Origin of the sequence: Dactylosporangium cerinum, assembly GCF_042653625.1 — a bacterium.
Lineage (GTDB): Bacteria > Actinomycetota > Actinomycetes > Mycobacteriales > Micromonosporaceae > Dactylosporangium > Dactylosporangium cerinum.
The window spans coordinates 375,825-400,613 of the sequence record NZ_JBHSIU010000046.1 but is presented as its reverse complement, the minus strand read 5'-3'; the positions used below and the strand labels follow the sequence as shown (position 1 = coordinate 400,613).

29 protein-coding genes and 1 pseudogene are annotated in these 24,789 nt (G+C 72.5%); 16 read left to right on the top strand and 14 right to left on the bottom strand.

Annotated elements, in window-relative coordinates; all coding sequences use genetic code 11:
- Positions 1–62 precede the first annotated feature (62 nt).
- From metX to ACFPIJ_RS35665, 3 genes are read left to right on the top strand one after another with little or no spacing between them, the layout of a single operon-like run.
- Positions 63–1,271, top strand: coding sequence for a homoserine O-acetyltransferase MetX (metX, locus tag ACFPIJ_RS35675; protein WP_380121913.1), 1,209 nt, complete (start codon positions 63–65; stop codon positions 1,269–1,271).
- A complete protein-coding gene (locus ACFPIJ_RS35670) occupies positions 1,268–2,584 on the top strand; it encodes an O-acetylhomoserine aminocarboxypropyltransferase/cysteine synthase family protein (RefSeq protein ID WP_380121911.1) in 1,317 nt (438 codons plus the stop codon). Before metX ends, ACFPIJ_RS35670 begins: the two co-directional genes overlap by 4 nt.
- Positions 2,584–3,057, top strand: a complete 474-nt coding sequence (locus tag ACFPIJ_RS35665; RefSeq protein WP_380121909.1) for a CoA-binding protein — start codon at positions 2,584–2,586, stop codon at positions 3,055–3,057. The genes ACFPIJ_RS35670 and ACFPIJ_RS35665 overlap by 1 nt, the downstream gene beginning before the upstream one ends.
- Before the next feature lie 11 nt (positions 3,058–3,068).
- Here the strand turns inward: ACFPIJ_RS35665 and ACFPIJ_RS35660 are convergent, their stop codons facing one another.
- From ACFPIJ_RS35660 to mdcA, 7 genes are read right to left on the bottom strand one after another with little or no spacing between them, the layout of a single operon-like run.
- On the bottom strand, positions 3,069–3,905 hold the full coding sequence (locus ACFPIJ_RS35660) for an alpha/beta hydrolase (RefSeq protein WP_380121907.1): 837 nt from the start codon (positions 3,903–3,905) through the stop codon (positions 3,069–3,071).
- Position 3,906: 1 nt separating this feature from the next.
- Positions 3,907–4,731: an ACP S-malonyltransferase gene (locus ACFPIJ_RS35655; RefSeq protein WP_380121905.1), complete on the bottom strand. Its 825-nt coding sequence runs from the start codon at positions 4,729–4,731 to the stop codon at positions 3,907–3,909.
- On the bottom strand, positions 4,728–5,405 hold the full coding sequence (locus tag ACFPIJ_RS35650; RefSeq protein WP_380121904.1) for a malonate decarboxylase holo-ACP synthase: 678 nt from the start codon (positions 5,403–5,405) through the stop codon (positions 4,728–4,730). Before ACFPIJ_RS35650 ends, ACFPIJ_RS35655 begins: the two co-directional genes overlap by 4 nt.
- Entirely contained in the window at positions 5,402–7,159 is a 1,758-nt protein-coding gene (gene mdcD, locus ACFPIJ_RS35645; protein WP_380121902.1) for a biotin-independent malonate decarboxylase subunit beta, read from the bottom strand. The genes ACFPIJ_RS35650 and mdcD overlap by 4 nt, the downstream gene beginning before the upstream one ends.
- Complete coding sequence (mdcC, locus tag ACFPIJ_RS35640) at positions 7,156–7,464, bottom strand: malonate decarboxylase acyl carrier protein (RefSeq protein WP_380121900.1); 309 nt, start codon at positions 7,462–7,464, stop codon at positions 7,156–7,158. Before mdcC ends, mdcD begins: the two co-directional genes overlap by 4 nt.
- A 1-nt stretch (position 7,465) precedes the next feature.
- Positions 7,466–8,278, bottom strand: a complete 813-nt coding sequence (locus ACFPIJ_RS35635) for a triphosphoribosyl-dephospho-CoA synthase (RefSeq protein WP_380121899.1) — start codon at positions 8,276–8,278, stop codon at positions 7,466–7,468.
- Positions 8,279–8,291: 13 nt separating this feature from the next.
- A complete protein-coding gene (gene mdcA / locus ACFPIJ_RS35630; RefSeq protein WP_380121897.1) occupies positions 8,292–9,935 on the bottom strand; it encodes a malonate decarboxylase subunit alpha in 1,644 nt (547 codons plus the stop codon).
- A gap of 62 nt (positions 9,936–9,997) precedes the next feature.
- Between mdcA and ACFPIJ_RS35625 the strand changes: the two are divergent.
- The 7 genes and pseudogenes from ACFPIJ_RS35625 to ACFPIJ_RS35595 all read left to right on the top strand — a co-directional run.
- Positions 9,998–10,381, top strand: a pseudogene (locus ACFPIJ_RS35625) (thiamine pyrophosphate-binding protein); the annotation flags it as partial.
- Between the two features lie 535 nt (positions 10,382–10,916).
- On the top strand, positions 10,917–11,135 hold the full coding sequence (locus tag ACFPIJ_RS35620; RefSeq protein WP_380121895.1) for a hypothetical protein: 219 nt from the start codon (positions 10,917–10,919) through the stop codon (positions 11,133–11,135).
- On the top strand, positions 11,110–11,763 hold the full coding sequence (locus ACFPIJ_RS35615; RefSeq protein WP_380121893.1) for an SIMPL domain-containing protein: 654 nt from the start codon (positions 11,110–11,112) through the stop codon (positions 11,761–11,763). The genes ACFPIJ_RS35620 and ACFPIJ_RS35615 overlap by 26 nt, the downstream gene beginning before the upstream one ends.
- 33 nt (positions 11,764–11,796) lie before the next feature.
- Positions 11,797–12,081 (top strand): ArsR/SmtB family transcription factor, encoded by a 285-nt coding sequence (locus ACFPIJ_RS35610; RefSeq protein ID WP_380121891.1) that lies wholly within the window; start codon positions 11,797–11,799, stop codon positions 12,079–12,081.
- Positions 12,081–12,467, top strand: coding sequence for a VOC family protein (locus tag ACFPIJ_RS35605; RefSeq protein WP_380121890.1), 387 nt, complete (start codon positions 12,081–12,083; stop codon positions 12,465–12,467). The genes ACFPIJ_RS35610 and ACFPIJ_RS35605 overlap by 1 nt, the downstream gene beginning before the upstream one ends.
- A gap of 52 nt (positions 12,468–12,519) precedes the next feature.
- The gene (locus tag ACFPIJ_RS35600) at positions 12,520–12,903 is read left to right on the top strand and encodes a cupin domain-containing protein (protein WP_380121888.1); all 384 of its coding nucleotides are present in this window, start codon (positions 12,520–12,522) and stop codon (positions 12,901–12,903) included.
- Positions 12,900–13,823, top strand: coding sequence for a phosphotransferase enzyme family protein (locus ACFPIJ_RS35595; protein WP_380121886.1), 924 nt, complete (start codon positions 12,900–12,902; stop codon positions 13,821–13,823). The genes ACFPIJ_RS35600 and ACFPIJ_RS35595 overlap by 4 nt, the downstream gene beginning before the upstream one ends.
- On the opposite strand, the gene ACFPIJ_RS35590 is transcribed toward ACFPIJ_RS35595, so the two are convergent.
- The gene (locus ACFPIJ_RS35590) at positions 13,795–14,691 is read right to left on the bottom strand and encodes a LysR family transcriptional regulator (RefSeq protein ID WP_380121884.1); all 897 of its coding nucleotides are present in this window, start codon (positions 14,689–14,691) and stop codon (positions 13,795–13,797) included. The two genes, ACFPIJ_RS35595 and ACFPIJ_RS35590, sit on opposite strands and share 29 nt — an antisense overlap.
- A 65-nt stretch (positions 14,692–14,756) precedes the next feature.
- Between ACFPIJ_RS35590 and ACFPIJ_RS35585 the strand changes: the two genes are divergently transcribed.
- The gene (locus tag ACFPIJ_RS35585) at positions 14,757–15,677 is read left to right on the top strand and encodes an EamA family transporter (protein WP_380121882.1); all 921 of its coding nucleotides are present in this window, start codon (positions 14,757–14,759) and stop codon (positions 15,675–15,677) included.
- Here ACFPIJ_RS35585 and ACFPIJ_RS35580 read toward each other — a convergent pair.
- Together ACFPIJ_RS35580 and ACFPIJ_RS35575 are read right to left on the bottom strand one after the other, a co-directional pair.
- Positions 15,558–16,745 carry an outer membrane protein assembly factor BamB family protein gene (locus ACFPIJ_RS35580; RefSeq protein WP_380121881.1) on the bottom strand — a complete coding sequence of 396 codons (1,188 nt, stop codon included), beginning with the start codon at positions 16,743–16,745 and terminating at the stop codon, positions 15,558–15,560. The two genes, ACFPIJ_RS35585 and ACFPIJ_RS35580, sit on opposite strands and share 120 nt — an antisense overlap.
- 175 nt (positions 16,746–16,920) lie before the next feature.
- Positions 16,921–17,877 carry a SecDF P1 head subdomain-containing protein gene (locus tag ACFPIJ_RS35575; protein WP_380121879.1) on the bottom strand — a complete coding sequence of 319 codons (957 nt, stop codon included), beginning with the start codon at positions 17,875–17,877 and terminating at the stop codon, positions 16,921–16,923.
- Between the two features lie 152 nt (positions 17,878–18,029).
- On the opposite strand from ACFPIJ_RS35575, the gene ACFPIJ_RS35570 reads away from it, so the two are divergent.
- The gene (locus ACFPIJ_RS35570) at positions 18,030–19,811 is read left to right on the top strand and encodes a glycoside hydrolase family 76 protein (RefSeq protein ID WP_380122091.1); all 1,782 of its coding nucleotides are present in this window, start codon (positions 18,030–18,032) and stop codon (positions 19,809–19,811) included.
- Here ACFPIJ_RS35570 and ACFPIJ_RS35565 read toward each other — a convergent pair.
- Entirely contained in the window at positions 19,801–20,319 is a 519-nt protein-coding gene (locus ACFPIJ_RS35565) for a hypothetical protein (protein ID WP_380121877.1), read from the bottom strand. The two genes, ACFPIJ_RS35570 and ACFPIJ_RS35565, sit on opposite strands and share 11 nt — an antisense overlap.
- 23 nt (positions 20,320–20,342) lie before the next feature.
- Here ACFPIJ_RS35565 and ACFPIJ_RS35560 point away from each other — a divergent pair, with 23 nt between their 5' ends.
- Positions 20,343–20,849 (top strand): diadenosine tetraphosphate hydrolase, encoded by a 507-nt coding sequence (locus tag ACFPIJ_RS35560; protein ID WP_380121876.1) that lies wholly within the window; start codon positions 20,343–20,345, stop codon positions 20,847–20,849.
- Between the two features lie 11 nt (positions 20,850–20,860).
- On the opposite strand, the gene ACFPIJ_RS35555 is transcribed toward ACFPIJ_RS35560, so the two are convergent.
- Positions 20,861–21,232: an SgcJ/EcaC family oxidoreductase gene (locus ACFPIJ_RS35555; RefSeq protein WP_380121874.1), complete on the bottom strand. Its 372-nt coding sequence runs from the start codon at positions 21,230–21,232 to the stop codon at positions 20,861–20,863.
- A gap of 503 nt (positions 21,233–21,735) precedes the next feature.
- Complete coding sequence (locus ACFPIJ_RS35550) at positions 21,736–22,449, bottom strand: HD domain-containing protein (protein WP_380121872.1); 714 nt, start codon at positions 22,447–22,449, stop codon at positions 21,736–21,738.
- Between the two features lie 35 nt (positions 22,450–22,484).
- Between ACFPIJ_RS35550 and ACFPIJ_RS35545 the strand changes: the two genes are divergently transcribed.
- Positions 22,485–22,967 carry a hypothetical protein gene (locus ACFPIJ_RS35545; protein ID WP_380121870.1) on the top strand — a complete coding sequence of 161 codons (483 nt, stop codon included), beginning with the start codon at positions 22,485–22,487 and terminating at the stop codon, positions 22,965–22,967.
- Between the two features lie 36 nt (positions 22,968–23,003).
- Positions 23,004–23,921: a zinc-binding dehydrogenase gene (locus tag ACFPIJ_RS35540; protein ID WP_380122089.1), complete on the top strand. Its 918-nt coding sequence runs from the start codon at positions 23,004–23,006 to the stop codon at positions 23,919–23,921.
- Here the strand turns inward: ACFPIJ_RS35540 and ACFPIJ_RS35535 are convergent.
- Positions 23,918–24,247, bottom strand: coding sequence for a winged helix-turn-helix transcriptional regulator (locus ACFPIJ_RS35535; RefSeq protein WP_380121868.1), 330 nt, complete (start codon positions 24,245–24,247; stop codon positions 23,918–23,920). The genes ACFPIJ_RS35540 and ACFPIJ_RS35535 overlap by 4 nt on opposite strands.
- Before the next feature lie 70 nt (positions 24,248–24,317).
- On the opposite strand from ACFPIJ_RS35535, the gene ACFPIJ_RS35530 reads away from it, so the two are divergent.
- Positions 24,318–24,785, top strand: coding sequence for a group II truncated hemoglobin (locus ACFPIJ_RS35530; RefSeq protein ID WP_380121866.1), 468 nt, complete (start codon positions 24,318–24,320; stop codon positions 24,783–24,785).
- Positions 24,786–24,789: the final 4 nt, after the last annotated feature.

The following is a 24,789-nucleotide window of genomic DNA, read 5'->3' as shown; positions in this document are numbered from 1 at the left end:
ACATTCCCGATCGGGATGGTTGACAGTACATCGGCTCTGGGCTTCCGGCTATCATCGCGCTCATGACTTCAGCCTCGACCCGTGCGGCCGGCTCGGTCGGTGTGGTCGAGACCAAGTATGCCGACCTGCCCGGTCCCGTCCGGCTCGACTCGGGTCGGGAACTGGCCACCGTTCGTGTCGCATATGAGACGTATGGCACGCTGTCTACCGATCGCGACAACGTCATCCTGGTCTGTCACGCGCTCAGCGGCGACGCGCACGCCGCGGGCCGGTCCGCGACGCCGGGGGAGAGCACCCGCGACGGGTTCGGGGCCGAGGACCGCGACGGCACCGCCGCGAAGGGCCTCGGCTGGTGGGACGGGATGATCGGCCCAGGTAAGGCGTTCGACACCGATCGCTGGTTCGTGGTGTCCACGAACCTGCTCGGCGGCTGCGCCGGCACCACCGGCCCGTCCTCGATCGACCCGGCCACCCAGCGGCCGTACGGGTCGGACTTCCCGGTCATCACGGTCGCCGACATGGTGCGCGTCGAGCGGGCGCTGCTGGAGCTGCTGGGCATCGAGCGGCTGGCCGCGGTCGCCGGTGGTTCGCTCGGCGGGATGCAGGCGCTGCAGTGGGCGGTGCTGTTCCCAGACCTGGTCGACGCCATCGTGGTGATCGCCAGCACGCACGCGCTGCACCCGCAGGGCCTGTCGTGGAACGCGATCGCCCGCGACGCCATCATGCGCGACCCCGACTGGCAGGGCGGGCACTACTACGGCACCGGCCGCAGCCCCGACGCGGGCATGGGCCTGGCGCGGATGGTGGGGCACGTGACGTACCTGTCCGCGGCGTCGATGGGCGACAAGTTCGCCCGGCGGCTGCAGGACGGCGACGACATCCACTACACGATCACCGACGCCGAGTTCCAGGTGGAGAGCTACCTGCGGTACCAGGCCTCGACGTTCGTGCGGCGCTTCGACGCCAACACCTACCTGTACATCTCCCGGGCGCTGACGTACTTCGACCTGGCCCGCCAGCACGGCGAAGGGTCGCTGAGCACAGCGGTGCAACACGTGCGGGCGCGGACGCTGCTGATCGCGTTCAGCTCGGACTGGCTGTACCCGCCGGCCGCGTCTCAGGAGATCCACGACGCGCTGCGGGAGCAGGGCAAGCCCGCCGAGCTGCACGTGATCGACGCACCGTACGGGCACGACTGCTTCCTGCTGGAGGAAGCCCGGCAGACGCCGGTGATCCGGGCATTTCTCAACACAGAGGACAAGGCACCGTGACCGACAGACCGCTGCGGGCCGAAGAGGCGCGCGACTTCGGGTTCGAGACGCGGCAGTTGCACGCCGGCCAGCGACCCGACCCGAACACCGGCGCACGGGCCGTGCCGATCTTCCAGACGACCAGCTACGTCTTCGAGGACCCCGAGTCCGCGGCGGCCTACTTCAACCTGCAGGAGTACGGCAACACGTACTCGCGCATCATGAACCCGACCACCGCGGTGTTCGAGGAGCGGGTCGCGAACCTCGAGGGCGGCAGCGGCGCGGTCGCGTTCGCCAGCGGGATCGCCGCGCAGGCCGCCGCGCTGTTCACGCTGCTGCAGCCCGGCGACCACGTGGTGTCGTCCTCAGCGCTGTACGGCGGCACCGTGAACCAGTTCAAGCACCTGCTGCGCAAGATGAGCGTCGAGGTGACCTGGGTCGACCCCGACGACCCGGACGCATGGCGGCGGGCCGTGCGCGACAACACCAAGGCGTTCTTCGGCGAGACGATCGGCAATCCGTCCGGCAACGTCCTGGACATCGAGACCCTCGCCGGCATCGCGCACGAGCACGACCTGCCGCTGATCGTCGACAACACGTTCGCCACGCCATACCTGTGCCGCCCGATCGAGTGGGGCGCCGACATCGTCATCCACTCGGCGACGAAGTTCATCGGCGGCCACGGCACCAGCATCGGCGGCGTCGTGGTGGAGGCAGGCACCTTCAACTGGTCCAACGGCCGGTTCCCGGTGGTCGCCGACCCGTCGCCGGCGTATCACGGCCTGCAGTTCCACGAGACGTTCGGCACGTACGGCTACCTGATGAAGCTGCGCGCCGAGACGCTGCGCGATCTGGGTGCGGCGCTGTCGCCGTTCAACGCGTTCCTGTTCCTGCAGGGCCTGGAGACGCTGTCGCTGCGGATGGACCGGCACGTCGCCAACGCGCGGAAGGTCGCGGAGTTCCTCGAGGGGCATGAACTGGCCTCGAACGTCACCTATCCCGGTCTCTCCGGCAGCCGGTACCGGCCGCTGGTGGACAAGTATCTGCCGCTCGGTGCGGGGGCGGTGTTCTCCTTCGAGTGCGCCGGGGGTCGCGACGGCGGGCAGGACCTGATCCGGGGCGTGTCGCTCTGGTCGCACCTGGCCAACGTGGGCGACGCCAAGAGCCTCATCATCCACCCGGCCAGCACGACCCACCGGCAGCTCAGCGACGACGAGCTGACCGCCGCCGGGGTCGCGCCCGGCACGGTGCGGCTGTCCGTCGGCACGGAGTCCGTCGACGACCTGATCTGGGATCTCGAGCAGGGTTTCGCCAACGTCAAGGCAGGTGCCTGATGACCGACCACCAGGACCCGCTCACCATCCAGCGGGTGTTGCACGGTGCGAAGACGATCGCGGTCGTCGGGCTGTCCGGCAACGAGCTGCGGGCGAGCCACTTCGTCGGCTACTACCTCAAGCGGCACGGGTACCAGGTGATCCCGGTGAATCCACGCGAGCCGCGGATTCTCGGCGAGACCAGCTACCCGAGCCTGCGCGACGTGCCGGTGCCGGTCGACATCGTCAACGTGTTCCGCGCCCCGGACGCCCTGCCGGGCATCGCCCGGGACGCGGTCGCGATCGGGGCCGGGACCTTGTGGACCCAGTTCGGTGTGATCAACGCCGAGGGCGCGCAGATCGCCGAGGACGGCGGGCTCACCGTGATCGTGGACCGCTGCCTGAAGGTCGAGCACGCCCGCTACGTCGGACGGATGCACTGGCTCGGGTTCAACACCCAGCGCATCACGTCCGTCCGTGGTGGCCTGCAGTAGCGGACACCCGCTCAGGTCTCGGGGCAGGTGGCGTGGGCGGCGGCGAGGATCTGATCGGTGACGGGCTCCGGGTGCGAGATCAGGGTCAGGTGTGATCCGCCGGGGACCCGCAGGATCTTGGCGTTCGCGCGCTGCGCCATGGTCTGCTGCGACTCCGGTGTGATGATCTTGTCGGCGGTGCCGATGACGTACCACGACGGGATCGTCTTCCACGCCGCCGCCTTCGACGGGGTGGTGAACGCGCTCATCGCGGCCGGTCGTTGCCCGGCCCAGAGCGTCGTCGCGTCCGCCTTCGGCAGGTCGGGTCCGAACGACTGCAGGAACACCGGCTGCTTCAGGTACAGCAGGACGTCGCCGGAGGGTGCGCCCGGGGACGACACCTGGTCGTAGAGCGTGTCCGGCGGCCCGCTCAGCGCGGAGGTCTTGCCGCTGAGCTGCCCGGTGCTCTCACCGACCGCGGGTGCGGCCGCGTCGACGTACACCAGCTGCTCGACGTTCGGGTTGCCCGCGGCGGCGTTGGTGATGACGGATCCGCCGTAGGAGTGCCCGACGAGCACGATCGGCCCGTCGATCGTCTTGAGGAACGCGGCCAGGCCGGCGGCGTCGCTGATGAGTCCGCGCAGCGGATTGGCGAAGGCGCGCACCTTGTACCCCTCCTGCTGCAGTCGCTCGGTCTCGCCGTTCCAGCTCGAGGTCCCCGCCCAGGCGCCGTGGACGAGCACGACGGTCGGTTTCGTGGCACAGGCGACGGCCGTGGGTTCGGCCGGGACGCTGGACGGAGCCGCCACGGCCAGGCTCACCACCGTCAGAGCCGCGGCCAGGATCTGCTTGCTGCGCAACGTCTTCATCTCATTCCTCCCGCTCGAGGCGATGCAGGGTGGCTGGGATGCCGATGTCGTCGATCGCGAGGTCGGTCAGCTGCGGATGCTCCCTGGCGGCGAGCGCGGCCAGGGCGTGCCCGGGCGGCACCTGCACGGTCGTCGTGATGCCGAGTTCGGGCATGAGACGCACGATGTCGTGCCAGCGGACCGGCTGCTGGACGGACCGGGCGAGGTCTTCGAGGACCGCGCCGGGGGCGTCGAAGAGCCGCCGGCCGGTGGTGTTGGCGAAGTACGCGCGCCGCTGCTCACCGTGCGCCTCGCCGGCCAGGGCCCGGGCGACCGCCCGCGCGGTGCCGGCCTGCAGCGGGCCGTGCGAGGCGACGGCGACGCCGAGGTCGGTGACGGCCCGGGCGCCCGCCGCCGGGGCGCGCCCGCGCAGCGCGTCGAGCGCGGCCCGGGTGCCGGCGACCACGATCTGGTCGGCGGCGTTGACGTTGGCGATCCACAGTGGACCGTCCGTGGCGTCGACGAGCCGTTGCACCGCCGCCCGCCCGAGCCCTTCGACGGCGGCCATCGCCCAGGCGTCGCCGGCGCAGGCGCGTTGCATCGCGGCGCCCCGGACGCGCACGGCCCGCAGCGCGGCGGGGAGGTCCAGGACGCCGGCGACGACCGCGGCGCCGAACACGCCGGCGGAGTGCCCGGCGACCGCGTCCACCCGCAGGCCGTGCTCGTCGATGAGCGCCCGTGCGGCCGTGACCCCGGCGACGAGCAGGGCCACCTGCGTGTCCGTGGTGGACACCGGGGCGGCGCGGCCGGGTGTGCCCTGGCCGGGGAACAGCAGCGCGGTGCTCATGTGCCACGGATCCGGGCCGGCACGATCAGGCAGGCACCGCCGGTGGTGCGCAGCACCACCCGGTCGGCGCCGGAGGCCAGTTCGGCGGCGGCGACCGCGCCGGCCGGCGTCTCGATCAGGCAGTCGACCCGCACCGGCATGGCGCGGAAGATCTCGATGAGCGCGGCGGCCCATTCCGTCCCGGGGAGCGGGTCGCACCGCACGATGACGTCGAGGTCGCTGGCCGCCGTCGTCACCGCGTGCCCGGTGGCGAGTTCGAACCCGGCGCCGCCCACCGGTCCCCAGCCGGGGCCGAGCTCGTCGAGGGCCGGCTGGAGCGCCCGCAACGCCGCGAGCGCCGGGGTCCGGTCCGCTGTGGCGGCATCACACCTGAGCTCCTCCGGCCTGGCGACGCCCAGCACGCTGTGCACCGGGACCTCGGTGGCGTGCCGCTGGTGCCGCGCCGGGCCCCGCACGCCGACCGGGAGGTGCCCGCGCGCGGCGGTGCCGCGGCGCACGACGGCCCACGGCGCCCTGGCCAGGGACTCGGCCACCCACGCGGGTTCGGCGCCGGTGCCGACGTCGGCGAGGCGGACCAGGTCGTGGGTGCGCAGCCCGGTCACCGCGGGCTCGCCCGGCGCGTTCACCGCGGGATCCAAAGGCGTGTTCATCGCACGCTCCACGGGCGTGTTCATCGTGCGCTCCACTGGGCGGTGAGGGCGTCGCGGACGGCCCGGGACGCCTTGCGTGCCGTCCTCGCCTGGTCCGAGTCGAGGCGCCGGGACAGGTCGGTGGGGCCGGTGCGGGCGTCGTCGGCGGCGGCGCGGACCGCCTCCGCGACCCCTCGGACGTCGGCGTCGGTGGGGTGGTCGGCGTCGGTGACCGGCAGCAGGCCGTCGCAGAAGCCGAGCGTGGCCCACTGCCGCACGTCGTAGGACAGCGGCGGGATGGTCCCGGCGAGCTGGTCGAGCTGCTCCACGGTGCGCCGGGTGATCTTCGCGGCGGCCTGCTTGTGCATGGCGTGGATCTCCACGCCCGGTGCGTCGAGGGCGAGGATCCGCGACGCCTGCAGGCCGTGCGCGAGGAACCCGCCGGACAGCGCCTGCCCGACGACGAGGGTGACGAGCGGGTGCCCGGCCACCCGGGCCGCGTCGGCGGCGTCGACGGCGGCTGCGATCGCCTGATACAGCCCGGTCATCTCCTCGATCCGGCCGTACGCCTGGCTCGGCAGGTCGACGACGGCGACGATCGCGCGCCGCTGCGGGCGCCCGGCGTCCTGCGCGACGACGGCCCGGATGGTGCGGGCGAGGGCCGCGCACTCGGTCACCCCGACCTGTCCCTGCCTGGCCCGGTACCAGGGGTTGCCCGGGTCGGGGACGACCGCGAGATACGTGCCGTCGGCGGTGTCGGCGCGCAGCACCGAGTCGATGACGGGCTCCGGCGCGGCGCCGGCGAGGGCGGTGATCCAGGTCCGTCCGCGTTCGCTGGGCAGCATCGAGGAGCGGGTGCCGCCGGTGTGCGGTTCCGGCCGGTCTGGTTCCGGCCGGCTCTGCGCCGTCGGTGGTTCGTAGGTCCCGCCCCACAGCGACGGCAGCCGCTCGGGCGCGGGCGGTGCGGCCGGGTCGACGGTGGCCAGGCGGGCGTCGAGGACGTCGAGTCGCTCGCTGCGGTGCCGGCCCGCCGGGGTGACTCCGGCGGCCACGGCGTCGCGGACCGCGTCGCGCAGCGCGTCGGCGTCGTCGATGACGAGCGCGTCGGCGAGGCCGGTCCGGTGGCGCTGCACCCCGCCGTCGACGGCCCAGATCAGGTCGTGGTCGGCGGCGTCGAACTCCTCGACGCCCGCCTCCTGCTCGATGACGGCGGGACCGTTGAGCCCGATCCGCGCCTCCGGCGTGACGATCACCCGGGTGCACAGGCCGGTGGCGATGCTCAGCCCGCCGAATGACCCGACCGACCCCGCGACGACCCCGATCACCGGGGCCAGGGGCCGTAGTTCGAGCAGGGCGGCGCAGATCTCGGCGACCGCGTTGAGACCGAGGTTCGCCTCCTGCAGGCGGACCCCGCCGGTCTCCAGCAGCAGCACCGCGGGCATGGGCGTGCGGGCGGCCAGTCGCAGCGCCTCGGAGATCTTCGCGCCGGACACCTCGCCGACCCCGCCGCCCTGGAACGCCTGCTCGATGGACAGCACGACGGCGGGCGCGCCGGCCACGGTGCCGCGGGCGACGACCACCCCGTCGTCGGACTGCGGTGTCACGTCCTGCGGCACCAGCCACGGCGACTCGAGCCGGTCGAACGGTCCGCACAGCACGCGGGTCGTCCCGGCGTCCAGCAGGGCCTCGGCGCGGGCGAGCGCGTCGAGCTCCAGGAAGCTGCGGCGGCGCAGCACCCGCTCCCAGTCGACGGCGCCGCCGCCGGCCAGCGCGCCGAGCGCCTGCATCGTGGTGGTCATGACGCCTCCTCGATCGGGCCGGCCTCGTGGGCGGCCTGCTGGAGCCGGAGCGTGACCAGTGCCGGGGTCGCGGCCGCGTCGTTGAGCTCCCACGAGCCCCGCACCGGCGTGCGGGCGAAGAACCGTTGCAGCGTGCTGCGCCAGACCTCGTCGAACCCCTCCACACTCGTTCGGACCCGAACAGTAGCGAGATCGTCGCTTGTCGGTTCGAACAGGACCTCGAGGTCGCCGGAGCCGACGACGCCGACGTGGGCGCGGCGCGTGGCCCGCACCGTCGCCGGAAACGTGAAGTGCAGCGTCCGCATGTCAGGTGAGTCCTTCCACGGCGTCGAGGAAGATCGCGGCGGCGAGCGCGTCACCGCTGCCGCCGGGTGACAGGCGGTGCCGGCGGCACAGCCGGTCGAGCCGGTCGAAGGCGGCGGCCCCGGCGGCCGTGCCGGACCCGCCGGCCCGCAGCACCGCGGCCGCGCCGGCGCGCACGGCCCGCAGCCCCGCCGGTCCGGCCCGGTGCAGCAGGCAGGTGTCCTCGAGCCGGCTCATCGAGGCCAGGAGCGCGTCGGTGCGGCCGGACCGCCGCAGCACGGGCAGCGCGACCCGCACCGCGTGGGGGAAGCCGCGGCGGGCCTCACCCATCGCGCCGGGCGCGCCGTAGCGCAGCCGGACCCCGGTGCCGTGCGATCCGGACGGGCCGGCCGCGGGATCGTCGAGGGCGGCCAGTGCGGCGGCGAACCTGGCCGCCCCGGCGACGGTGCCCGTGGCGGCCAGGCCCGCGGCCAGCAGGCCGAGCGCCCACAGGGCGCCGCGGTGGGTGTTGACGCCGCCGGTCGCCGCCAGCATCCGCTGCTCGCCGTCCCGCCCGATCCCGCCGATCACGGCCCGCAGGTCGCGGCCCGGCGGCATCGACAGCGCCGCCGCGGCGCACGCGGCGATCGGCGCTGCGAGGGCGTCGGCGGAGGCGAGGAGCATCGGCAGCGTCATGTCGCGGTGCGCGCCGCCGCCGCGCCGGTCGACCAGCCCCGGCTTCGGCGTGTGCCGGGCCTCCTCGCGCAGCGCCCGCGCGGCGAGCCGGCCGAGCCGGGCCGGCGTCGGCGGCGCCGCCGTGACCGTGTCGATGAGCATGGGGATCCCCTGTTCACCAGTTGCGGAACTGGGCCGGCGGCTCGTACAGGCCGCGGGACCAGGCGACCAGGTCGCCGATGCTGCGCGCGGCGAGCAGCGACCGGTCGGCGAGGGACGGGTCGACCTTGAGGTCCTGGGGGAGCGCGACGAGACCGTCCCGGCGCAGCCGCTCCACGCTGCCCGGATCCGCGCCGCGCCCGAGCGGTGTCACCCCCGCGATCGCGGCGAGGGCCGCCCTGCGGTCGACCAGGGACGGCGCCTTGTACAGGTACGCGACGCCCTCCTCGGTGACGACGTGGCTGACGTCGTCGCCGTAGATCATCACCGGCGGGATCGGCATCCCCGCGTCCTTGCCCACCTCGACCGCGTCGAGGGACTCCACGAACGTCGGCGTCCCGCTCGACTGGAACGTCTCCGCGATCTGCACGACGAGCTTGCGGCCGCGCAGGTCGGCGGCGTCGCCGTGCTGCAGGTCCAGCCAGGCGGGCGTGGCGTGCCGGCGGCCGTGCGGGTCGTGCCCCATGTTCGGCGCCCCGCCGAACCCGGACAGCCGGCCCTCGGTCACCGTCGAGGAGTTCGCCCGCGCGTCCATCTGCAACGTCGAGCCGATGAACATGTCGATCGCGTACTGCCCGGCGAGCTGGCACAGCACCCGGTTCGAGCGCAGCGACCCGTCGGCGCCGGTGAAGAAGACGTCGGGTCGTTCGGCCACGTACCGGTTCATGCCGGACTCGCCGCCGAAGCAGTGCACCGACTCGACCCAGCCGGACTCGATCGCCGGGATGAGCGTGGGATGCGGGTTCAGGGTCCAGTTGCGGCAGATCTGCCCCTTCAGCCCGAGCTGCTCGCCGTACGTGGGGAGGATGAGCTCGATCGCGGCGGTGCTGAACCCGACGCCGTGGTTGAGCGACACCACCTGATGCCGTTCGTAGACGCCGCGCAGCGCGAGCATCGCCTGCAGGATCTGCACCGGGCCGATCGCCTTCGGGTCGCGGGTGAACAGCGGCTCCAGGAAGAACGGGCGGTCGGCCCGCACGACCAGGTCGATCCAGTCACCCGGGATGTCCACCCTCGGCAGCGTCCCGGCCGGCACGATCTCGTCGGCCTGCACCACGACGATCCCGTCGTGGAACGCGGCCGCCTCGGCGATCGTCGGGGTGTCCTCGGTGTTCGGCCCGGTGTACAGGTTGCCGTGCTGGTCCGCCGCCGACGCGCACAGCAACGCGACGTCCGGCCGGAGGTCCACGAGCATCCGCGCGTACAGCTCGACGTAGGTGTGGATCGCGCCGACCGACACCGTGCCGTCCGCGACCAGCTGCGCCATCCGCACGCTCTGCGGCCCCGCGTAGGCCAGGTCCAGCCGCGTCGCGAGGCCCTGCTCGAACAGGTCGAGGTGCTCGGCGCGGGACACCGACCCGATCAGCATGTGCAGGTCGTGCAGCCGGCCCGGGTCGCAACCGGCCAGGGTCCGGCTCAGGAAGTCGGCCTGCTTCTGGTTGTCACCCTCCAGCGCCACCCGATCGCCCGGGTGGATGACGGCCTCCAGCACCTGCCGCAGCGCGTCGGGCCGGATCAGCTTGCCGTCGACATGCTCTGTGGCGGCTGCGAGCCGCTGCCGCTTCGCGGTGCGTCGCTTGTCCCAGACTGTCTGGCTCATCGGCTTCCCACCCATCAGGGAGTCCGTGCGTCGGTCTCCCACCGTACTGCGCGAAATCCGTTGTGCCACAACGTTTGCGCTGTGACTGCAGGGGCAGGGTGCGGCCCGTGGAGCAGAGCGGAAGCGTCCGCGACGTGTTCTACGACGTGTTGCGCACCCATGGCATCACCACCATCTTCGGCAACCCCGGCTCCAACGAACTGCCGCTGCTCAAACGGGTGCCCGACGACTTCCGCTACGTCCTGGCCATGCACGAAGGCGTCGCGGTCGGGCTGGCCGACGGCTTCGCGCAGGCGTCCGGCGTCCCGTCGGTGGTGAACCTGCACGCGGCCGCCGGCACCGGCAACGCGATGGGCAACCTCACCAACACCCAGTCCGGCCACGTGCCGGTCGTCGTCACGTCCGGCCAGCAGTCGCGGCGGTACGCGGCCCTGAACGCGTTGCTCACCAACGTCGACGCCCCGCAGCTGGCCCGGCCGCTGGTGAAGTGGAGCACCGAACCGCTGCGCGCGCAGGACGTCCCCCTCGCGGTGTCCAAGGGGATCCTGCTCGCCGCCGCCGCTCCGGCCGGACCCGTGTACGTGTCGATCCCGCTCGACGACTGGGACCACGCCGCCGACCCGGCTGCCCTGCGGCTGCTGACCGGCCGTGAGGTGCACGGGACCCCGGTCGCCGCGGAAGGGCCGCTGCGTGCGTTGGCGGAGCGGCTGGGTACCGCTACCAACCCCGTCCTCGTGCTCGGCTCCGACGTCGACAACGCGGCGGGATGGGCCGGCGCGGTGCGGCTCGCGGACCGGCTGCGGCTGCCGGTGTGGGTGGCGCCGAGCCCGTCGCGCTGCCCGTTCCCCACCCGGCACCCGTCGTTTCAGGGGCTGCTGCCCGCCGGCGTCGGCACGGTCGCCGACCGGCTCGCCGGCCACGACCTGGTTCGTGGTGCCGCGCAACGAGGAGTACGCCGCCCTCAAACAGTTCACCGAGCTCATGGACGCCCCGGACACCCCGGGCCTCGACCTGCCCGGCATGGACGTCGTCGGCCTCGCCACGTCCTACGGCGTCCCGGCCGTGCGGGTCGACTCGCTGTCGTCGTTCGGCACCGAACTGCGCCGCGCGCTCGCCGCCGACGACGGCCCGCGGCTGATCGAGGTGCCGGAGCGCCGGATTAGGCTGTCGCGTCATGACGGTGGTAGCGGTACGCGGTGAGGCGACGCGCGAGGTCGACCCGGAACTGGCCGAGTTCACGGTGGTGGTCTCCGCCCGGGACAAGGACCGGCAGACGACCCTGACCCGGCTGCGGGAGCGGGCTGACGCGCTGCGGGAGCTGCTCGACCGGCACGGCGAGGCGGTCGAACGGCGCGAGACCAGCGGGTTGCACGTCCACGCGGAGATGGGCAAGAAGGGCGAGCGGGTCACGGCGTACTCCGGCAGCGTGGTCACCACGGTGACGGTGCACGACTTCGCCGCGCTGGGGGAGCTGCTGCTGACGGTCGCCAACCAGGACCAGACGCACGTGGACGGCCCGAGGTGGTCGCTGCGCCCGGACAGCCCGGTGCACAAGGAGGTGCGCCGCGCCGCGGTTGCCGACGCGATCGCCCGCGGCAAGGAATACGCCGAGGCGCTCGGCGCGCAGGTCGTCGACCTCCTTGAACTGTCCGACCCGGGGCTGGGCGCCGAAGCGGTGCCGCTCGGGTTTTTCCAGAGCTACGACTCGCGGGCGAAGTCGGGGGCCGCCTACGGCGGCGCGCCGCTGCAACTGGACCCGCAGCGGCAGCGGGTGCGGGCGGTGGTCGAGGCCCGGTTCACGATCACCACGCCGGTGCTGGGGGCTTGATATGCAAGCAACTACTTGCCTATCATCGTCAGGGTGAGCGACGTCTTCAAAGCGCTCGCCGACCCGACCCGCCGTGCGATCGTTGACGAGCTCACCGACCGCGACGGGCAGACGTTGTTCGAGCTCTGCGGCCGTCTCACCATGAAGCACCAGATCAACTCGTCCCGCCAGGCGATCTCCCAGCACCTGGAACTGCTGGAGAGCGCCGGGCTGGTCGTGGTGCGGCGCGAAGGTCGCTACAAGTTCCATCACCTCGACACCGGGCCGCTGCGCGACATCGTCGAGCGGTGGCTGAGCCCACGGACGAAGGAAACCTGATGATCATCAACCTGGCGAGCGTGCTCGTCGACGACCAGGCCAAGGCGCTGAAGTTCTACACCGAGGTGCTCGGCTTCGTGAAGAAGCACGACATCCCGATGGGGGAGTTCAGCTGGCTGACCGTGGTGTCGCCGGAGCGCCCCGACGGCGTCGAACTGGTGCTCGAGCCGTCCAGCCACCCGGCCGTCGGGCCGTTCAAGGCGGCGCTGGTCGAGGACGGCATCCCCTTCACGTCCTTCGCGGTCGACGACGTGCAGAAGGAATACGAGCGGATGCGCGCCCTCGGCGTCGTCTTCACCCAGGAGCCGACCGAGATGGGCCCGGTCACCGTCGCCACCTTCGACGACACCTGCGGCAACCTCATCCAGATCGCCCAGCAGAACTGAGCGTCAGGAACGTACAAGACACGCGTCCGGGGAAGCGCGCACGATGGGTGCCATGCGACCGGTGAACCTGACCGAGGCCCTGGCCTCCTTCGACGACGTGTACAGCCCGCGGATCGTGGCCCGGGTCAACGACTACGACGTGCGCATCGCGCACACCCTGGGCGAGCACGTCTGGCACGTGCACGAACACACCGACGAGTTCTTCCTCGTCCTGGACGGCCGGTTCGACGTCGCGATCCGCGACGAGCACGGCGAGCACACCGTGACCCTCACCAAGGGCGACACGTTCGTCGTGCCGCGCGGCGTCGAACACCGCCCGTCCTCGCCCGGCGGCGCGATCCTCATGTTCGAGCCGTCCGGCACCGTCACCACCGGCGACCGCCACGAGGGAGCGGTGCCCGGCCACGTCGACAGCACTGCCGGCCACGCCCTGTGAAGGACCTCGCCGGGCACGCCCGCGACGCCTACGGCTGGGACGGCGACGTCGTCCTGACCGCCGGCCCGCGCGGCGCGCTCGGCCAGATCTGGCGGGTCAACGGCACCCTGGCCCTGAAGGAGCTGTTCCGCAACCCGCCCTCCGAGGCGGCGATCCGTGCAGAGCTGCGCTTCTGTGCGTTGGCTTCAGCAGCAGGGGTACGCCTACCGCAAAGCCACCCAGACCGGGCCGGACGGTATCTGCACGAGACTGCCGACGGCACGTGGCTGCGGCTCTACGACTGGATCGACCTGAGCCCCGTGGACCCGGCCGCCGCGGCGACCCCGCACGACCTCGGCGCGCTGCTGGCCCGCCTGCACCGGTGCGCCCCGCGGGCGCGGGCCGACGGCGACACCTGGTACGAGGCCCCTCCCGCGGCCGGCCGGTGGCGCACGCACTCCGAGCGCCTCGGACCCGTCGAAGCCAGGCTGCCGGAGCTGTGCGCCGCCGTCACCCCGGCCGACCCCGCCGGCCTGCTCGTCTGCCACCGGGACCTGCACCCGGAGAACGTCCTCGCCGGCCCCGGCGGCGAGCTCGTCGTGGTGGACTGGGACCTGCTCGGCCCGGCCGCGCCGGAGCGGGAACTGGCCCGGGTCCTGTTCGACTGGTTCTGCGACGGCCCGGCCGTGGACCTCGACGCCATGCACACCCTGTACACCACCTATGTCCGCGAAGGCGGACCCGGCCGGCTCACCGGTCCCGCGGACTTCACCCTGTTGCTCGCGTCCCGGCTCAACTTCCTGCTGAAACAGCTCGGGATCGCCCGCGACCCGGACGCCGACCCGCGGCACCGGGAATGGGCCGAGCGCGAGATCGACGAGAGCCTGCGCCTGCTGCCGACCGTCCGGCAGTTCACGGACGTGCTGCGGCGCCTTGCGTGATCAGGTCCAGGACGGCCGCGAGCGGTGGCCAGGCGCGGCGGCCGAGCCGGGTCACCGCGTAGGTCCGCATCAGCACGTCGGGGCGGCGCAGGGGCACCAACGCCACACCGTCGATCGTGGGCTGGTCGGCGGGCAGCAGGCCGACGCCGAGGCCGGCGACGATCAGGTCCTGGATCAGGTCGAGGCTGTCGGCCCGGTGGGTGATCCGCGGCGAATAGCCGGCCATCGACGCGACGGTGCGCACCACGTCCTCGTCCGCCGTGTTGCGCGAGTTGACCAGCCAGTGCGCGTCCCGGAACGCGTGGAACACTTGTCTTGCCTCACCGTCCACAGTGGCTCCGGTTGGCACTCCGAGGCTCCATGACGTGGTCCACAGTGGAGTCGCCTCGACCGTGTCGGGGAAGCCGACCGGCGCGAGGTTGTAGTCGTACGTCAGCCCGAGATCGACCTCGTCGGCGGAGAGCAGCTGCAGCGTCTCCGCGGGCTCGTGCTCGTGGATGAGCACCCGCAGCGCGGCGTGGCGGGCCGGCAGCGCCGCGACGATCGGCAGCAGCGACCGGCGGATCGCGGTGGCGAACCCGGCGACCCGCACCGTGCCGGCCGGCTCGGCGGACGGGTCCAGGTCCAGCCGGGCCGCCTCGACCGCGGCCAGGATCGTCACCGCGTGCCGGGCCAGCCGCCGCCCGGCCGGCGTCAGCCGGACCCGCCGCCCGTCCGGCTCCAGCAGCGCCGTGCCGGCCTCCTTGGCGAGGACCGCGAGCTGCTGCGACACCGTCGACGTCGTGGTGCCGAGCTCGTCGGCGACCTCCCGCATCGACCCGAGCCGGGCCAGCTCCGCCAGGAACAGCAGCCGGTCATTGTTCAGCATTTGTGAACGGTACATCAGTAAATCTCACGTGGACGCGAACGGTTGGCGTGCCGTGTACTACGGGCATGTTCGCCGCGATCGCCTCGATGATCTGCATCCAGCTCGGGCTGGCCGCCTCCGTCGGCCTGTTCGACAGCGTCGGCCCGTCCGGCGCGGTCTGCCTGCGCCTCGCCTGCGCCGCCCTGCTCCTGCTGGCGCTGGTCCGGCCGCGACCGCGCGACTTCACCCGCGCCAGCCTCCTGGCCACCGTCGCCCTCGGCGTCGTCACCGCCTGCCTCACGCTGACGTTCATGGCCGCCGTCGCGCGGCTCCCGCTCGGCACCGCCAGCGCCCTGGAGTTCCTCGGCCCCCTCGCGGTGGCCGCCGTGCGGGGCCGCCGCGCCACGATGGTCTGGCCGGTCCTCGCCGGCGCCGGCGTCGTGCTGCTCACCGAACCCTGGCACGGCGGCACCGACCCGGCCGGCGTCGGGTTCGCCCTCGCCGCCGCCGCATGCTGGGCCGGCTACATCCTGCTGACCCAGCACGTCGGCGACCAGGTCAGCGGCTACGCGGGCCTCGCCGTGTCCACCGCCGTCGCCGGACTGGTCGCGTCGGCCGTCGCCGGCCCGTCGGTTGCCGCCGGCCTCACCTGGCCCGTGCTCGCCGCGGGGTTCGGCCTGGCCGTCCTGCTGGCCGTGGTGCCGTTCAGCCTGGAGATGTACGCCCTGCGCAAACTCACCGCCGCGGCCTTCGGCACGTTGATGAGCCTGGAACCAGCGATCGCGCTGCTGGTCGGCGGGGTCCTGCTGCACCAGGCGCCGGGCCCCCTGGCGGTGCTCGGCGTGGCACTGGTCGTCGCCGCGGGCGTGGGCGCCGCCCGCACCGGCTCACGGGCCGTAGGCGCGCAGGGTCCCGCCGTCGGTGGTGTAGAGCCGCCCGCCGGAGACGACGACGTGCCCGGTCGCCCCGTCGAACCGGTCGGCCACGGGCGCGCCGGTGACCGGTGACAGGATCGCGGTGGGGTGTCCGTCGGCGGTGACGTAGAGCAGCCCGCCCGCGCGGACCGGCCTGCCCGCCGTGCCGTTCAGGTGCCTCGTCCAGAGTGTCGTGCCCTTGTTCGCGTGGAACGCGGTCACCTCCTCGCCGGTGACCGCGTATACCCGCCGCCCGTCGGTCGTGACCGCGTCCGCGCCGTCCTCGTGCCGCCACTGGATCGCGCCGTTGCCCGCCCGGATCGCGGCCAGGCCGCTCTGGTCGCCCTGCCCGACGGGGTCCGGCACGGCGAGGAACGTGCTCCCGGTGGCAGCGAGCGGCGTCCACCGCGTCCTGCTGCGCCACACGGTCTTCCCGGCGTCGACGGTCACCGCGGTCGTGCCCTTCGCGTCGTGCAGCAACGCTCTCCCTCCGGCGGACACCGGCCCGGCAAGCGTGGCGCCGGTGCGGCTCCACCGTTTCGCGCCGTCGAAGCCGTTGTACGCGATGACCGTGTCCTCGTTCGTCATCGTCGCCCACCCGGACGTCACGACAGTCCCCTCATGCACGACCAGGTCGTTGACCGGTGGCTCCTGCACCACGTGCCACAGCCGCTCGCCGGACACCGCGTCGAGGGCGTACAGGTGCCCGTCGGGGTCACTGTTGGCGTAGCACGACGACCCGGCGACGACGAGCATCCCGTCGCTGAACACGATCCGCCGGAAGTCCATGCTGTCGAGGATCTTCGCGTCCCGCCACACCTGCTTGCCGGTGCCCACGTCGAGCGCGGTGACGCCGTCGCCGTCCAGGACGTACGCCAGCCCACCGGCGACCAGCGGTGCCGGCGGCGCGGGCGCACAGCCTTCGGCCCCGGCCTTCGGCGTGACGGACCAGCGCTGCTTCAGCTTTCCCAGGCTGCGGGCGTTGACGATCCGCTCGGCCGGGTTGTATCCGCTGTTGCCGGCGTCGAACCCGTCGTGCGTCCAGTCGCCGGGCCCCGCCCCGAACGGCGGCGACTCGGCCCTTGCCGCGCCCGGTGCGACGGCACCCCCGAGCACGGCGGCGATCGCGACCACGGCAATGCGCCGCAGGAACCTGCCCATGACAAACTCCCCTCCGGTCTGCACCGGGGGAGCGCTCGACTGACGACGGTGACTCTACCCGACTTTCCGCCGATGCCGGACAAATCCGACGCGCGTGCCGATCCTGTCCTTGGCCTGCGTTCCGGACCGTGCCCCCGCTTGCTCGAAGCATCACGGTGCGGGCGGGACGGTTCGCCTACGAAAGGGTCACCGGGAGTTCGCCGCCGCCGCCGAGCTGGGCGGCGAGCGCCTGGGCCTGCGACTCGGTGAACATCCCGCTGACCTGGACATCGCCCGTGATGACGCCGGCCATCTGCGGCGCCGAGATGAGCACGTTGTCCAGGACGATCGCCAGACGGCCCTGCGTGTCGGCGAGCGACTTCGACAGGTTGGTGAACTTCGCCTGGCCGTCCGGCTTGAACGACGCGGTGACGACCCACGTGCCCTGATCGGAACGGGAGGCCTTCGCGGCGCTGATGTCCGCGCCGGTGACCGTCGCCGGGTCCAGGAGCAGCTTCACCGGGCCTTCGCAGGCGACCACTGGTTCACCGGCCACGTCGGCCGGGCGGGTGGCGAGCTGCGCGCAGCGGATCTCCGGGATCAGCAGCCGCATCTGCGCCGGCAGGGTGGCGACGTCCTGCGGCGGTAGCGCCGCGAACGCCGCGCGCACCGACGCGGGCAGTGCCTGGGCCTGCTGCTCGGTGGTGACCGCGGCCGCCGCCTGGTATGCCTCGCCGAGCGTTGCCGCGATCGCCGGCGTCGACGTCGGTGCGGGCAGCGTGGTGGTGGCGGTGCCGGAGCCGTCGGCGGCCGCCGCGACCCGGCGCAGGTGCAGGCGGCCGGGCCTGGTGAGCGCGCGCAGCTGCTCGGGTGTGGTGCCGCGGGCGCTGAGCACGAGCTGCCGGTCGCTGAGGGTCACCGATGGGTCTTCGAGCCGGGCGGCCTTCATCCGGGCGAGCACCATGGCCCGCGTCACCTCAAGGTCGCCGGAGTCCGAGCCCGTGCCCGGGTCCGAGGCGGTCACGGTCAGCGTGACCACGGGACCGCCGCCGCCGACCCGGGACAGCACCAGCGCGATCCCTGCGACAGCGATCGCCAGCACCGCCACCATCGCCGCGACCAGCACGATCGCCTGCCGCCCCCGCAACGCCATGCGGCCACTGTACCGGCATCGATCAATCCGCCCGCGGCCCACAGGTATCGGTAAATATTGATAAAGACTGTTGACAGTTTGCGTCCGGAATTGTTTGCTGATGTCGAATCCGTCCGGCCCTTCCACCGCCATGGGGAGCCCGCGTGACATCGATGCCACATGCGTCCCGCAGGGGCGTTCTCCGTCTCGCCACGCTGCTGCTGTTGCTCGCGTTCGCGGTGCTGCCGGCGCCGGCCGCGCACGCCGCGACCGCCATCTGCGCCCTGTACTGCGACACCCGCGACCCGTCCCTCGCCCGCCAGGAGACGTTCCCGGTCCCCACCGTCACCGTCAACGGCCGGCGGCTGGTGCTGCACGTGTCCGATGTGGACGGTATGGCGTGGGGCAGCATCGACGCCGGCGTCCTCGGCGACTCGGTCTGGCTGGACCGGTCCTTCGACGGCGGCGCGAGCTGGGAGGGGCTGCTGGGCAAGGCGTCGATCCCCGGCACCTGGACCGGCACCCGCACGCTCATGTACAACACCGGCGACCCGTCCCACCACCGCCGTGGCGTCATCCGGGCCTGCGGCGACGCGCGTGGCATCGCCTGCACCGCCTGGTCCCACCTGCCGTTGTGCGCGCCGACGTGCGACGGGGCTGCTGGGGGTACCGACGCCGAAAGCGTCAGATCAGTCGGACTGAACGGGCGCACGTTCGGCCTGCATCTCGACGCCGCCGGCATGGCGTGGGGGACCGTCAGTGGCGGCCGCGCGGGCGACGAGATCTGGCTGGACCGGTCGTGGGACGCCGGCGCGACGTGGCCCGGCGGGTCGTCGCTCGGCCGCACCACAGCGACGCGCACGGCCAGGTACAACACCGCGGACCCCACGTCGCTGCTGTACGGCGGTGCCGTGCGCGCCTGCGGACGGGCCGTGGAGGGCCAGAACGGCGCCTGCACCGCCTGGGCGCGCCCGTCGTCGAACCGCGCCGCGGCGATGGCCGACGCGCTCATGTACTCCTACGACCCGTACACCGCGTGGTGGCCGTCGAGCTGGTGGAACTCCGCGGTCGCCCTGAGGACGGTCATCGATTACGTGCGAAGCACCGGCGACACCAGGTACCTGTGGGCGGTGCGGCGCACGTTCGACGTGAACCGGGTCGCCTTTCCCGCCGGCGCGCGCTCCTCCGACCCGATCGACGGGCACTTCATCAGCCGCTCGATCGACGACAGCGCCTGGTGGGGCCTGACGTGGGTGGCCGCCTACGACCTCACCGGCGACCGCGCGTACCTCGACGAGGCGGTCACCATCGCCGCCTACGTCAACGGTTTCTGGGACACGTCGACGTGCGGCGGCGGCGTGTGGTGGGACCGGGAACGCACGTACAAGAACGCGGTCACCAACGGCCTGTACGTGCGGCTCACCGCGGCCCTGCACAACCGCCTGCCCGGCGACACCACCTGGCTGCAGCGGGCCGTGACGGGCTGGAACTGGTTCACCGCCAGCGGCATGATCAACGCATCGGGGCTGGTCAATGACGGCCTCACCGCCGGCTGCGCCAACAACGGCCAGACGGTGTGGAGCTACAACCAGGGCCTCGCGATCGGCGCGGCGACGGAGCTGTACCGCGCCACCGGCACCGTCACCTACCTCGACCGCGCGCGGTCACTGGGCACGTCCGCCCTCGCCTCGCCGCTCGTCCGATCCGGGGTGCTGACCGAGTCGTGCGAGGTTGTCTCGTCCTCGTGTGACGACAACGCCAAGCAGTTCAAGGGGATCTTCATGGGGTACCTCGCTGAGGCGGGCGCGCAGTTCCAGTCGTTCCGTGTGGTGCAGGCCAATTCGGTGTGGGGAGTCCGCGACAGCCTCAACCGGGTGGGCTCCCGATGGGCCGGCGCGTCCGTTCCTGACTGGCGGACCCAGGCGAGCGGGCTGGCCGCTGTGCTCACGGGTTGATTCTTATGGCATTCGGCAGGTCGGAGGTGTCGGCCCAGCGGAAGGCGGTGGTGAGCCCACGCGGGTCCAGGTGCAGGGCGTTGAGGATGAGGCGGTGCTGAAACTCGGCGTAGACGGGCCCGCTGCCCTCGAACTCACCACGCAACGCCTTGCCGAGCCGTCCCGTGTCGACCTCCCCGGTGCCGAACGGGGCGAGTCGTGCCGCGTCGTCCGGTGCGGGCCGGTCCGAGCGGTACCGGTGCACGAACCGGCCCTCCAGATAGGCCTCCAGCTGCAACCAGTCGGAGTCCTCGACCACGTTGGCCAGGGTCGCCCAGCCGGTCCCCGCGCCGATCCGCTCGGCCAGGTCACCCGGGTCGGCGAAGTCCAGCGCGCCCTCCCGCGGGATGACCGCGGTCCGGTTCGCCGCGGCGGGCAACGCGATCGCGTCGACGCCGGCCACGTTCAGCGCGTCGCACACCGGCTCGATCGCGGCGGCCACGAGCAGCGTCTGGTAGCTCGTCCCCATGCCGTGACGGTACCGTGACAGCGATGGACGACTGGCGCAAAGACCGTATCCGGTCGGCACTGCAGGGCCGCAACCCCACCGTGCTGGCGCGACTGTCGTCGGGTTTCGCCGTGATCGGCGACACGCAGTTCCTGCCGGGCTACTGTCTTCTGCTGTCCGACGACCCCTCCGCGGGCCGCCTGGCAGACCTGCCGCGGGCCCGCCGCCTGGCGTTCCTGGCCGACCTGGACCTCATCGGCGAGGCGGTCCAGATCGTCTGCAAGCGCCACGACCCGCAGTTCCGCCGGGTCAACTACAGCGTCCTGGGCAACCTCGACCCGATCCTGCACGCCCACATCCACCCGCGGTATGACTGGGAGCCCGCGGAGCTGCTCCGCGGCCCGGTCAGCCACTACCCGGCGGCCGCGCGGATGATCCCGCTGGGCCCCGGCCACGACCAGCTCCGCGCCGACCTCGCCACGGAGATCGTGCGGCTGAGCGCCGAATACGACGAGCTCGCCCGCATTCCAGAGGACTTCCCGGGCCTCTAGGCGTTCTGGCTTCAGGCATTGACGACCGGAGTGTTCTGGCAGGCGGTGAGAAGCCAGCGGCCGTCCTCCTTCGCCATGACGTAAACGGGACTGCCCTCGGCGGTCCCGTCGGGGCCGGTCGTCGTCTGGCGCACCCGGACCGCGGCCACGTCCGGGCGGATGAACAGCACGTCCAGCGGCTCGTACGTGACCGTCGTGCCCCGCATCGCACCGGGCAGCACCTTGGCGGTGAACGCCGCGATCTCGTCCCGTCCGGTCAGCCGCTTCCCGTGCCCCGTCGTCCAGATCGCGTCGCGCCGGAACAGCGCGACGAAGTCCTCCACCGACTCCCGCTGCTGCGCGTCCTGCACCCGGGCAACCATGTCACGAATGTCTGTGTCCATGGTGGACAGCGTCGAACTTCAACACCGCTTCAAGTCAAGGTGTGTACCGGTCGTGCGGTGCTCGTCACATGAGCCCTTACGGACTGGACGCCGGCGTGTGCGACCTCGAGCCTTGAGGTGCAGCGCCTACCGGGGGGAGGCGGCACGTGCCACGACCATACTTTTCGCTGGAAGCACCGGATGCCGGGTCGATCGCGGCGGACGGGTCGGTCGACCAGCGTGCGCGGCTCGCGGCGCGGGCTGCTGAGTGGCAGCGCCGGCGCGAGGAGAAGCTGCGGGTCAGGGCGGAGTTCGCGGAGGCCCGCGCGCACGGGCTGGCGGCTCGGCACGCGGTGAAGCTGGCCCGGATCCACGCTTCGAGGGCGGGTGCGCCGGTCGGCGTGGTCGTTGAGGGGTCAGCGCCGCGCGGGCCAGCGGTGAGTGCCACGGCGCCCGCGCCCGCCCGACCGGCAGCGCGGGTGTCTGGCTGCTTGTCGGGCGTGGCGACGTTCGTGCGCGGGCGCTCAGCGGGTGGGGTCGAGGATTGCTGCGAACCGTTCCTCGGCGAGGTCGAGCTGGCGGAAGATGTGCTGCTTCACGAGACGGGACAGCGGCGTGTCCGGCCGGGCGACCAGCTCGCGCAGGACCGGCACCAGCGGGCGGTATTTCGCCGCCGACTTGGCGACCTTCGGGCCGGTCGTGTGGATGACGCCGACGCCGTTGTCGGTGAAGTCGGAGACCTTGAGCACCCGCGCCCACGGCTCGCGTTCGAGGCTCTCCCGGACGTGCTGCCGATACTGCTCATGCTTGTCCAGGTCCGGGTCGTAGACCGGGTTGGTGACGGACTTGACGAGCTGGGCCGTGCGGGCGCCGAAACGGGCGGCGAGCACCGCGAGGGCGTCCTCCGCCGTGGCGCCCGGCGTGCCGGCCAGCTCGTCGGGGTGATCCTCGACCGTGTCGTGCAGCACCGCCGCGGCGATGACGTCGACGTCGCTGACCTCGTAGTGGTGCATGACGCGGATCGCGACCCGCAGCAGATGGTTCACGTAGGGTTCCCGGACCCGCCGGTCGTCCCGGTGCAGCCGCGCGGCCAGCTCGAGGGCGTCGGCCAGGCGCTCCCGCTCGTCGGTGGCGAAACGCTGGATCTCCAGGCGGTACCGCTCGCGCAGCCCGTCCTCTCCGTACACCTCGGTGATCGCGTGCATCGGCATCGTCGCGAGATACGGCGGATAGTCCATCGTCCACATATATCGGATCAAGGTAACTTCCCGGCATGGGGATGCTTACCGACTACTTCGTGGCCACCGCCGACCGCGCCGCAGCCCTTGCCGAGGACGGTCCGTGCTCAGCGCCCGACCTGCCGATCCTGGAGATGAAAGGCGTCGAGCCCTGGGTGCTCGGCAGCAAACTGTGGGCGATCATCGAAGGCCTTCCAGCCGACAACGGCGACCATGACAGCGGTAACGGCGGTGACGGCGTGCCGTTCGACCTGGACCGTTGTGACGCCGGCGCCGACTGGGTGGCGACGGCCGGCGACTCGCGGGTGGTCGTCCGGCTCGCTGACGGGTTCGTCGCAGCCCTCACCGCGCTGCCGGACGAGCGGGTCCCGGGCGTCTCGTCGCACTGGGCCCGCAGCGAGGAATGGGGCGGCGACATCGAGCCCGGCGAACTGGACGAGACGGTCCTCGCCCTACGTGACCTGGCCCGGCAGGCGGTCGCGCCGGACCTCCACCTGTACGTCTGGGTGTGCTCTTGACCTCAACCGCGGTTGAGGTTGGAGACTTGTCCGGTGATGCGAGCTGTGTGGTGGCGTGCGGTCGGACCCCCGTCGGTGCTGGAGCTGGGTGAGGCCCCCGAGCCGGTCCCCGGCCCGGATGAGGTGTTGATCCGGGTGGAGGCCGCCGGGATCACGTTCATCGAGACGCAGACCAGGGCCGGTCGGGCCCCGAAGGCAGTTGCGGTCCCGCCGGCCGTGCTCGGCAACGGGGTCGGCGGGACCGTGATCGCCGGCGATCCGTCGTTGAGGAACCGGCGGGTGGTGGCGAGCCTGAACGGCACCGGTGGTTACGCCGAGCTGGCCGTCGCCTCGGTCCGCAACGTGGTGCCGGTGCCCGACGGCGTGTCGACGCTCGACGCGACCGCGCTGCTCGCCGACGGCCGGACCGCGCTCGGGCTGCACGAGCTCGCCGCCCCGCAGCCGGGGGAGACGGTGCTGGTCGAGGCCGCCGCGGGCGGGGTCGGCAGCATCCTCGTCCAGCTGGCCCTGGCCGCCGGCGCCCGCGTCATCGGCGCCGCGTCCGGCGAGCGGAAGCTCCAGCTGATCCGCGACCTCGGCGCCGAGGCGGTCGACTACACCGTGCCTGGCTGGACCGACCCGGTGAAGGGCTTCGACGTCGTGTACGACGGTGTCGGCGGCACCATCGGTCGCGAGGCGCTCGCCGCGACGGCAGCCGGCGGCCGGTTCGTCGTCCACGGCGCCTCGGGCGGGCCGATGACGCAGACCGGCGAGGGCGTGACGGGCTTCGGGTTCCCGGACCTCATGCGGATCGGCCAGCGGGCGCCGGAGCTCGCCGCGAAAGCCCTGCAGGCGGCGGCGGAGGGCCGGCTGCGTCCGGTCATCGGTCAGACCTTCCCCCTGGACCGCGCCGCCGACGCGCACGCCGCGATCGAGGCCCGCGAGACCCTGGGCAAGACGCTGCTGATCATTTAGGAGACGGGCGTGCCGGTGCGGGCCGCCCGGTCCGCACCCCAGTCGTACAACGCCTGCAGGACCGGGGCGAGGCTCAACCCCTCCTCGGTGAGCGAATACGAGACGTGCGGCGGGACCGTGCCGTGGTCGTGGCGGGAGACCAGGCCGTCCGCCTCGAGCTCCCGCAGCCGCTGGATCAGCATCTTCTCGCTGACGTGCGGCATGCGGCGGCGCAGTTCGCCGTACCGGTGCGCGCCCTCCTTGAGGTGCGCGAGAATCACGGGGCGCCAGCGTCCACCGATCACGTCGACGGCCAGCTCGACCGGGCAGTGGTAGCGCTTCTCCATCGTGCGGACCCCCTACTTACCGGACGGTGCGTACTTGATCACCAACCGCACGGTGTGGTCGGGTGTTCCCATGAACAAGCAGCAACCGCCGACGTTGTACGAGTGGGCCGGCGGCACCGAGGCGCTGATCAAGCTCACCGAGGCGTTCTACCGCGAGGTCCCGAAGGACGAACTGCTCGGCCCGGTGTTCGCGCACATGCACCCGCAGCACGCCCGGCATGTCGCGGTGTGGCTGGCCGAGGTGTTCGGCGGCCCGGCGGCGTACACGCAGGAGCACGGCGGATACCCGTACATGCTGAGCCAGCACCTGAACAAGGGCATCACCGAGCCACAGCGGCGGCGCTGGGTGAACCTGATGCTCGACGCCGCCGACGAGGTCGGGCTGCCCGGCGATCCCGAGTTCCGGGCGGCGTTCGTGAGTTACCTGGAGTGGGGCACGAGGCTCGCGCGGGAGAACTCGCAGCCAGGGGCCGACCCGCCCAAGGAAGCACCGGTCCCGCGGTGGGGCTGGGGGGTGGCACCGCCGTACCAACCGTGAGACA

Excerpts from the sequence above, each read along its gene's own strand:
- mdcA (WP_380121897.1), bottom strand. The coding sequence starts at position 9,935 with ATGAGCCAGACAGTCTGGGACAAGCGACGCACCGCGAAGCGGCAGCGG.
- mdcD (WP_380121902.1), bottom strand. The coding sequence starts at position 7,159 with ATGACCACCACGATGCAGGCGCTCGGCGCGCTGGCCGGCGGCGGCGCC.
- ACFPIJ_RS35545 (WP_380121870.1), top strand. The coding sequence starts at position 22,485 with ATGGGGATGCTTACCGACTACTTCGTGGCCACCGCCGACCGCGCCGCA.
- ACFPIJ_RS35565 (WP_380121877.1), bottom strand. The coding sequence starts at position 20,319 with ATGGGGACGAGCTACCAGACGCTGCTCGTGGCCGCCGCGATCGAGCCG.
- ACFPIJ_RS35665 (WP_380121909.1), top strand. The coding sequence starts at position 2,584 with ATGACCGACCACCAGGACCCGCTCACCATCCAGCGGGTGTTGCACGGT.
- metX (WP_380121913.1), top strand. The coding sequence starts at position 63 with ATGACTTCAGCCTCGACCCGTGCGGCCGGCTCGGTCGGTGTGGTCGAG.
- ACFPIJ_RS35535 (WP_380121868.1), bottom strand. The coding sequence starts at position 24,247 with ATGGAGAAGCGCTACCACTGCCCGGTCGAGCTGGCCGTCGACGTGATC.
- ACFPIJ_RS35660 (WP_380121907.1), bottom strand. The coding sequence starts at position 3,905 with ATGAAGACGTTGCGCAGCAAGCAGATCCTGGCCGCGGCTCTGACGGTG.
- ACFPIJ_RS35600 (WP_380121888.1), top strand. The coding sequence starts at position 12,520 with ATGCGACCGGTGAACCTGACCGAGGCCCTGGCCTCCTTCGACGACGTG.
- ACFPIJ_RS35540 (WP_380122089.1), top strand. The coding sequence starts at position 23,004 with ATGCGAGCTGTGTGGTGGCGTGCGGTCGGACCCCCGTCGGTGCTGGAG.
- ACFPIJ_RS35570 (WP_380122091.1), top strand. The coding sequence starts at position 18,030 with ATGCCACATGCGTCCCGCAGGGGCGTTCTCCGTCTCGCCACGCTGCTG.
- ACFPIJ_RS35560 (WP_380121876.1), top strand. The coding sequence starts at position 20,343 with ATGGACGACTGGCGCAAAGACCGTATCCGGTCGGCACTGCAGGGCCGC.
- ACFPIJ_RS35620 (WP_380121895.1), top strand. The coding sequence starts at position 10,917 with ATGGACGCCCCGGACACCCCGGGCCTCGACCTGCCCGGCATGGACGTC.
- ACFPIJ_RS35585 (WP_380121882.1), top strand. The coding sequence starts at position 14,757 with ATGTTCGCCGCGATCGCCTCGATGATCTGCATCCAGCTCGGGCTGGCC.
- ACFPIJ_RS35575 (WP_380121879.1), bottom strand. The coding sequence starts at position 17,877 with ATGGCGTTGCGGGGGCGGCAGGCGATCGTGCTGGTCGCGGCGATGGTG.
- ACFPIJ_RS35605 (WP_380121890.1), top strand. The coding sequence starts at position 12,081 with ATGATCATCAACCTGGCGAGCGTGCTCGTCGACGACCAGGCCAAGGCG.
- ACFPIJ_RS35550 (WP_380121872.1), bottom strand. The coding sequence starts at position 22,449 with ATGGACTATCCGCCGTATCTCGCGACGATGCCGATGCACGCGATCACC.
- ACFPIJ_RS35650 (WP_380121904.1), bottom strand. The coding sequence starts at position 5,405 with ATGAACACGCCCGTGGAGCGTGCGATGAACACGCCTTTGGATCCCGCG.
- ACFPIJ_RS35530 (WP_380121866.1), top strand. The coding sequence starts at position 24,318 with ATGAACAAGCAGCAACCGCCGACGTTGTACGAGTGGGCCGGCGGCACC.
- ACFPIJ_RS35555 (WP_380121874.1), bottom strand. The coding sequence starts at position 21,232 with ATGGACACAGACATTCGTGACATGGTTGCCCGGGTGCAGGACGCGCAG.
- mdcC (WP_380121900.1), bottom strand. The coding sequence starts at position 7,464 with ATGCGGACGCTGCACTTCACGTTTCCGGCGACGGTGCGGGCCACGCGC.
- ACFPIJ_RS35580 (WP_380121881.1), bottom strand. The coding sequence starts at position 16,745 with ATGGGCAGGTTCCTGCGGCGCATTGCCGTGGTCGCGATCGCCGCCGTG.
- ACFPIJ_RS35615 (WP_380121893.1), top strand. The coding sequence starts at position 11,110 with ATGACGGTGGTAGCGGTACGCGGTGAGGCGACGCGCGAGGTCGACCCG.
- ACFPIJ_RS35590 (WP_380121884.1), bottom strand. The coding sequence starts at position 14,691 with ATGCTGAACAATGACCGGCTGCTGTTCCTGGCGGAGCTGGCCCGGCTC.
- ACFPIJ_RS35635 (WP_380121899.1), bottom strand. The coding sequence starts at position 8,278 with ATGCTCATCGACACGGTCACGGCGGCGCCGCCGACGCCGGCCCGGCTC.
- ACFPIJ_RS35655 (WP_380121905.1), bottom strand. The coding sequence starts at position 4,731 with ATGAGCACCGCGCTGCTGTTCCCCGGCCAGGGCACACCCGGCCGCGCC.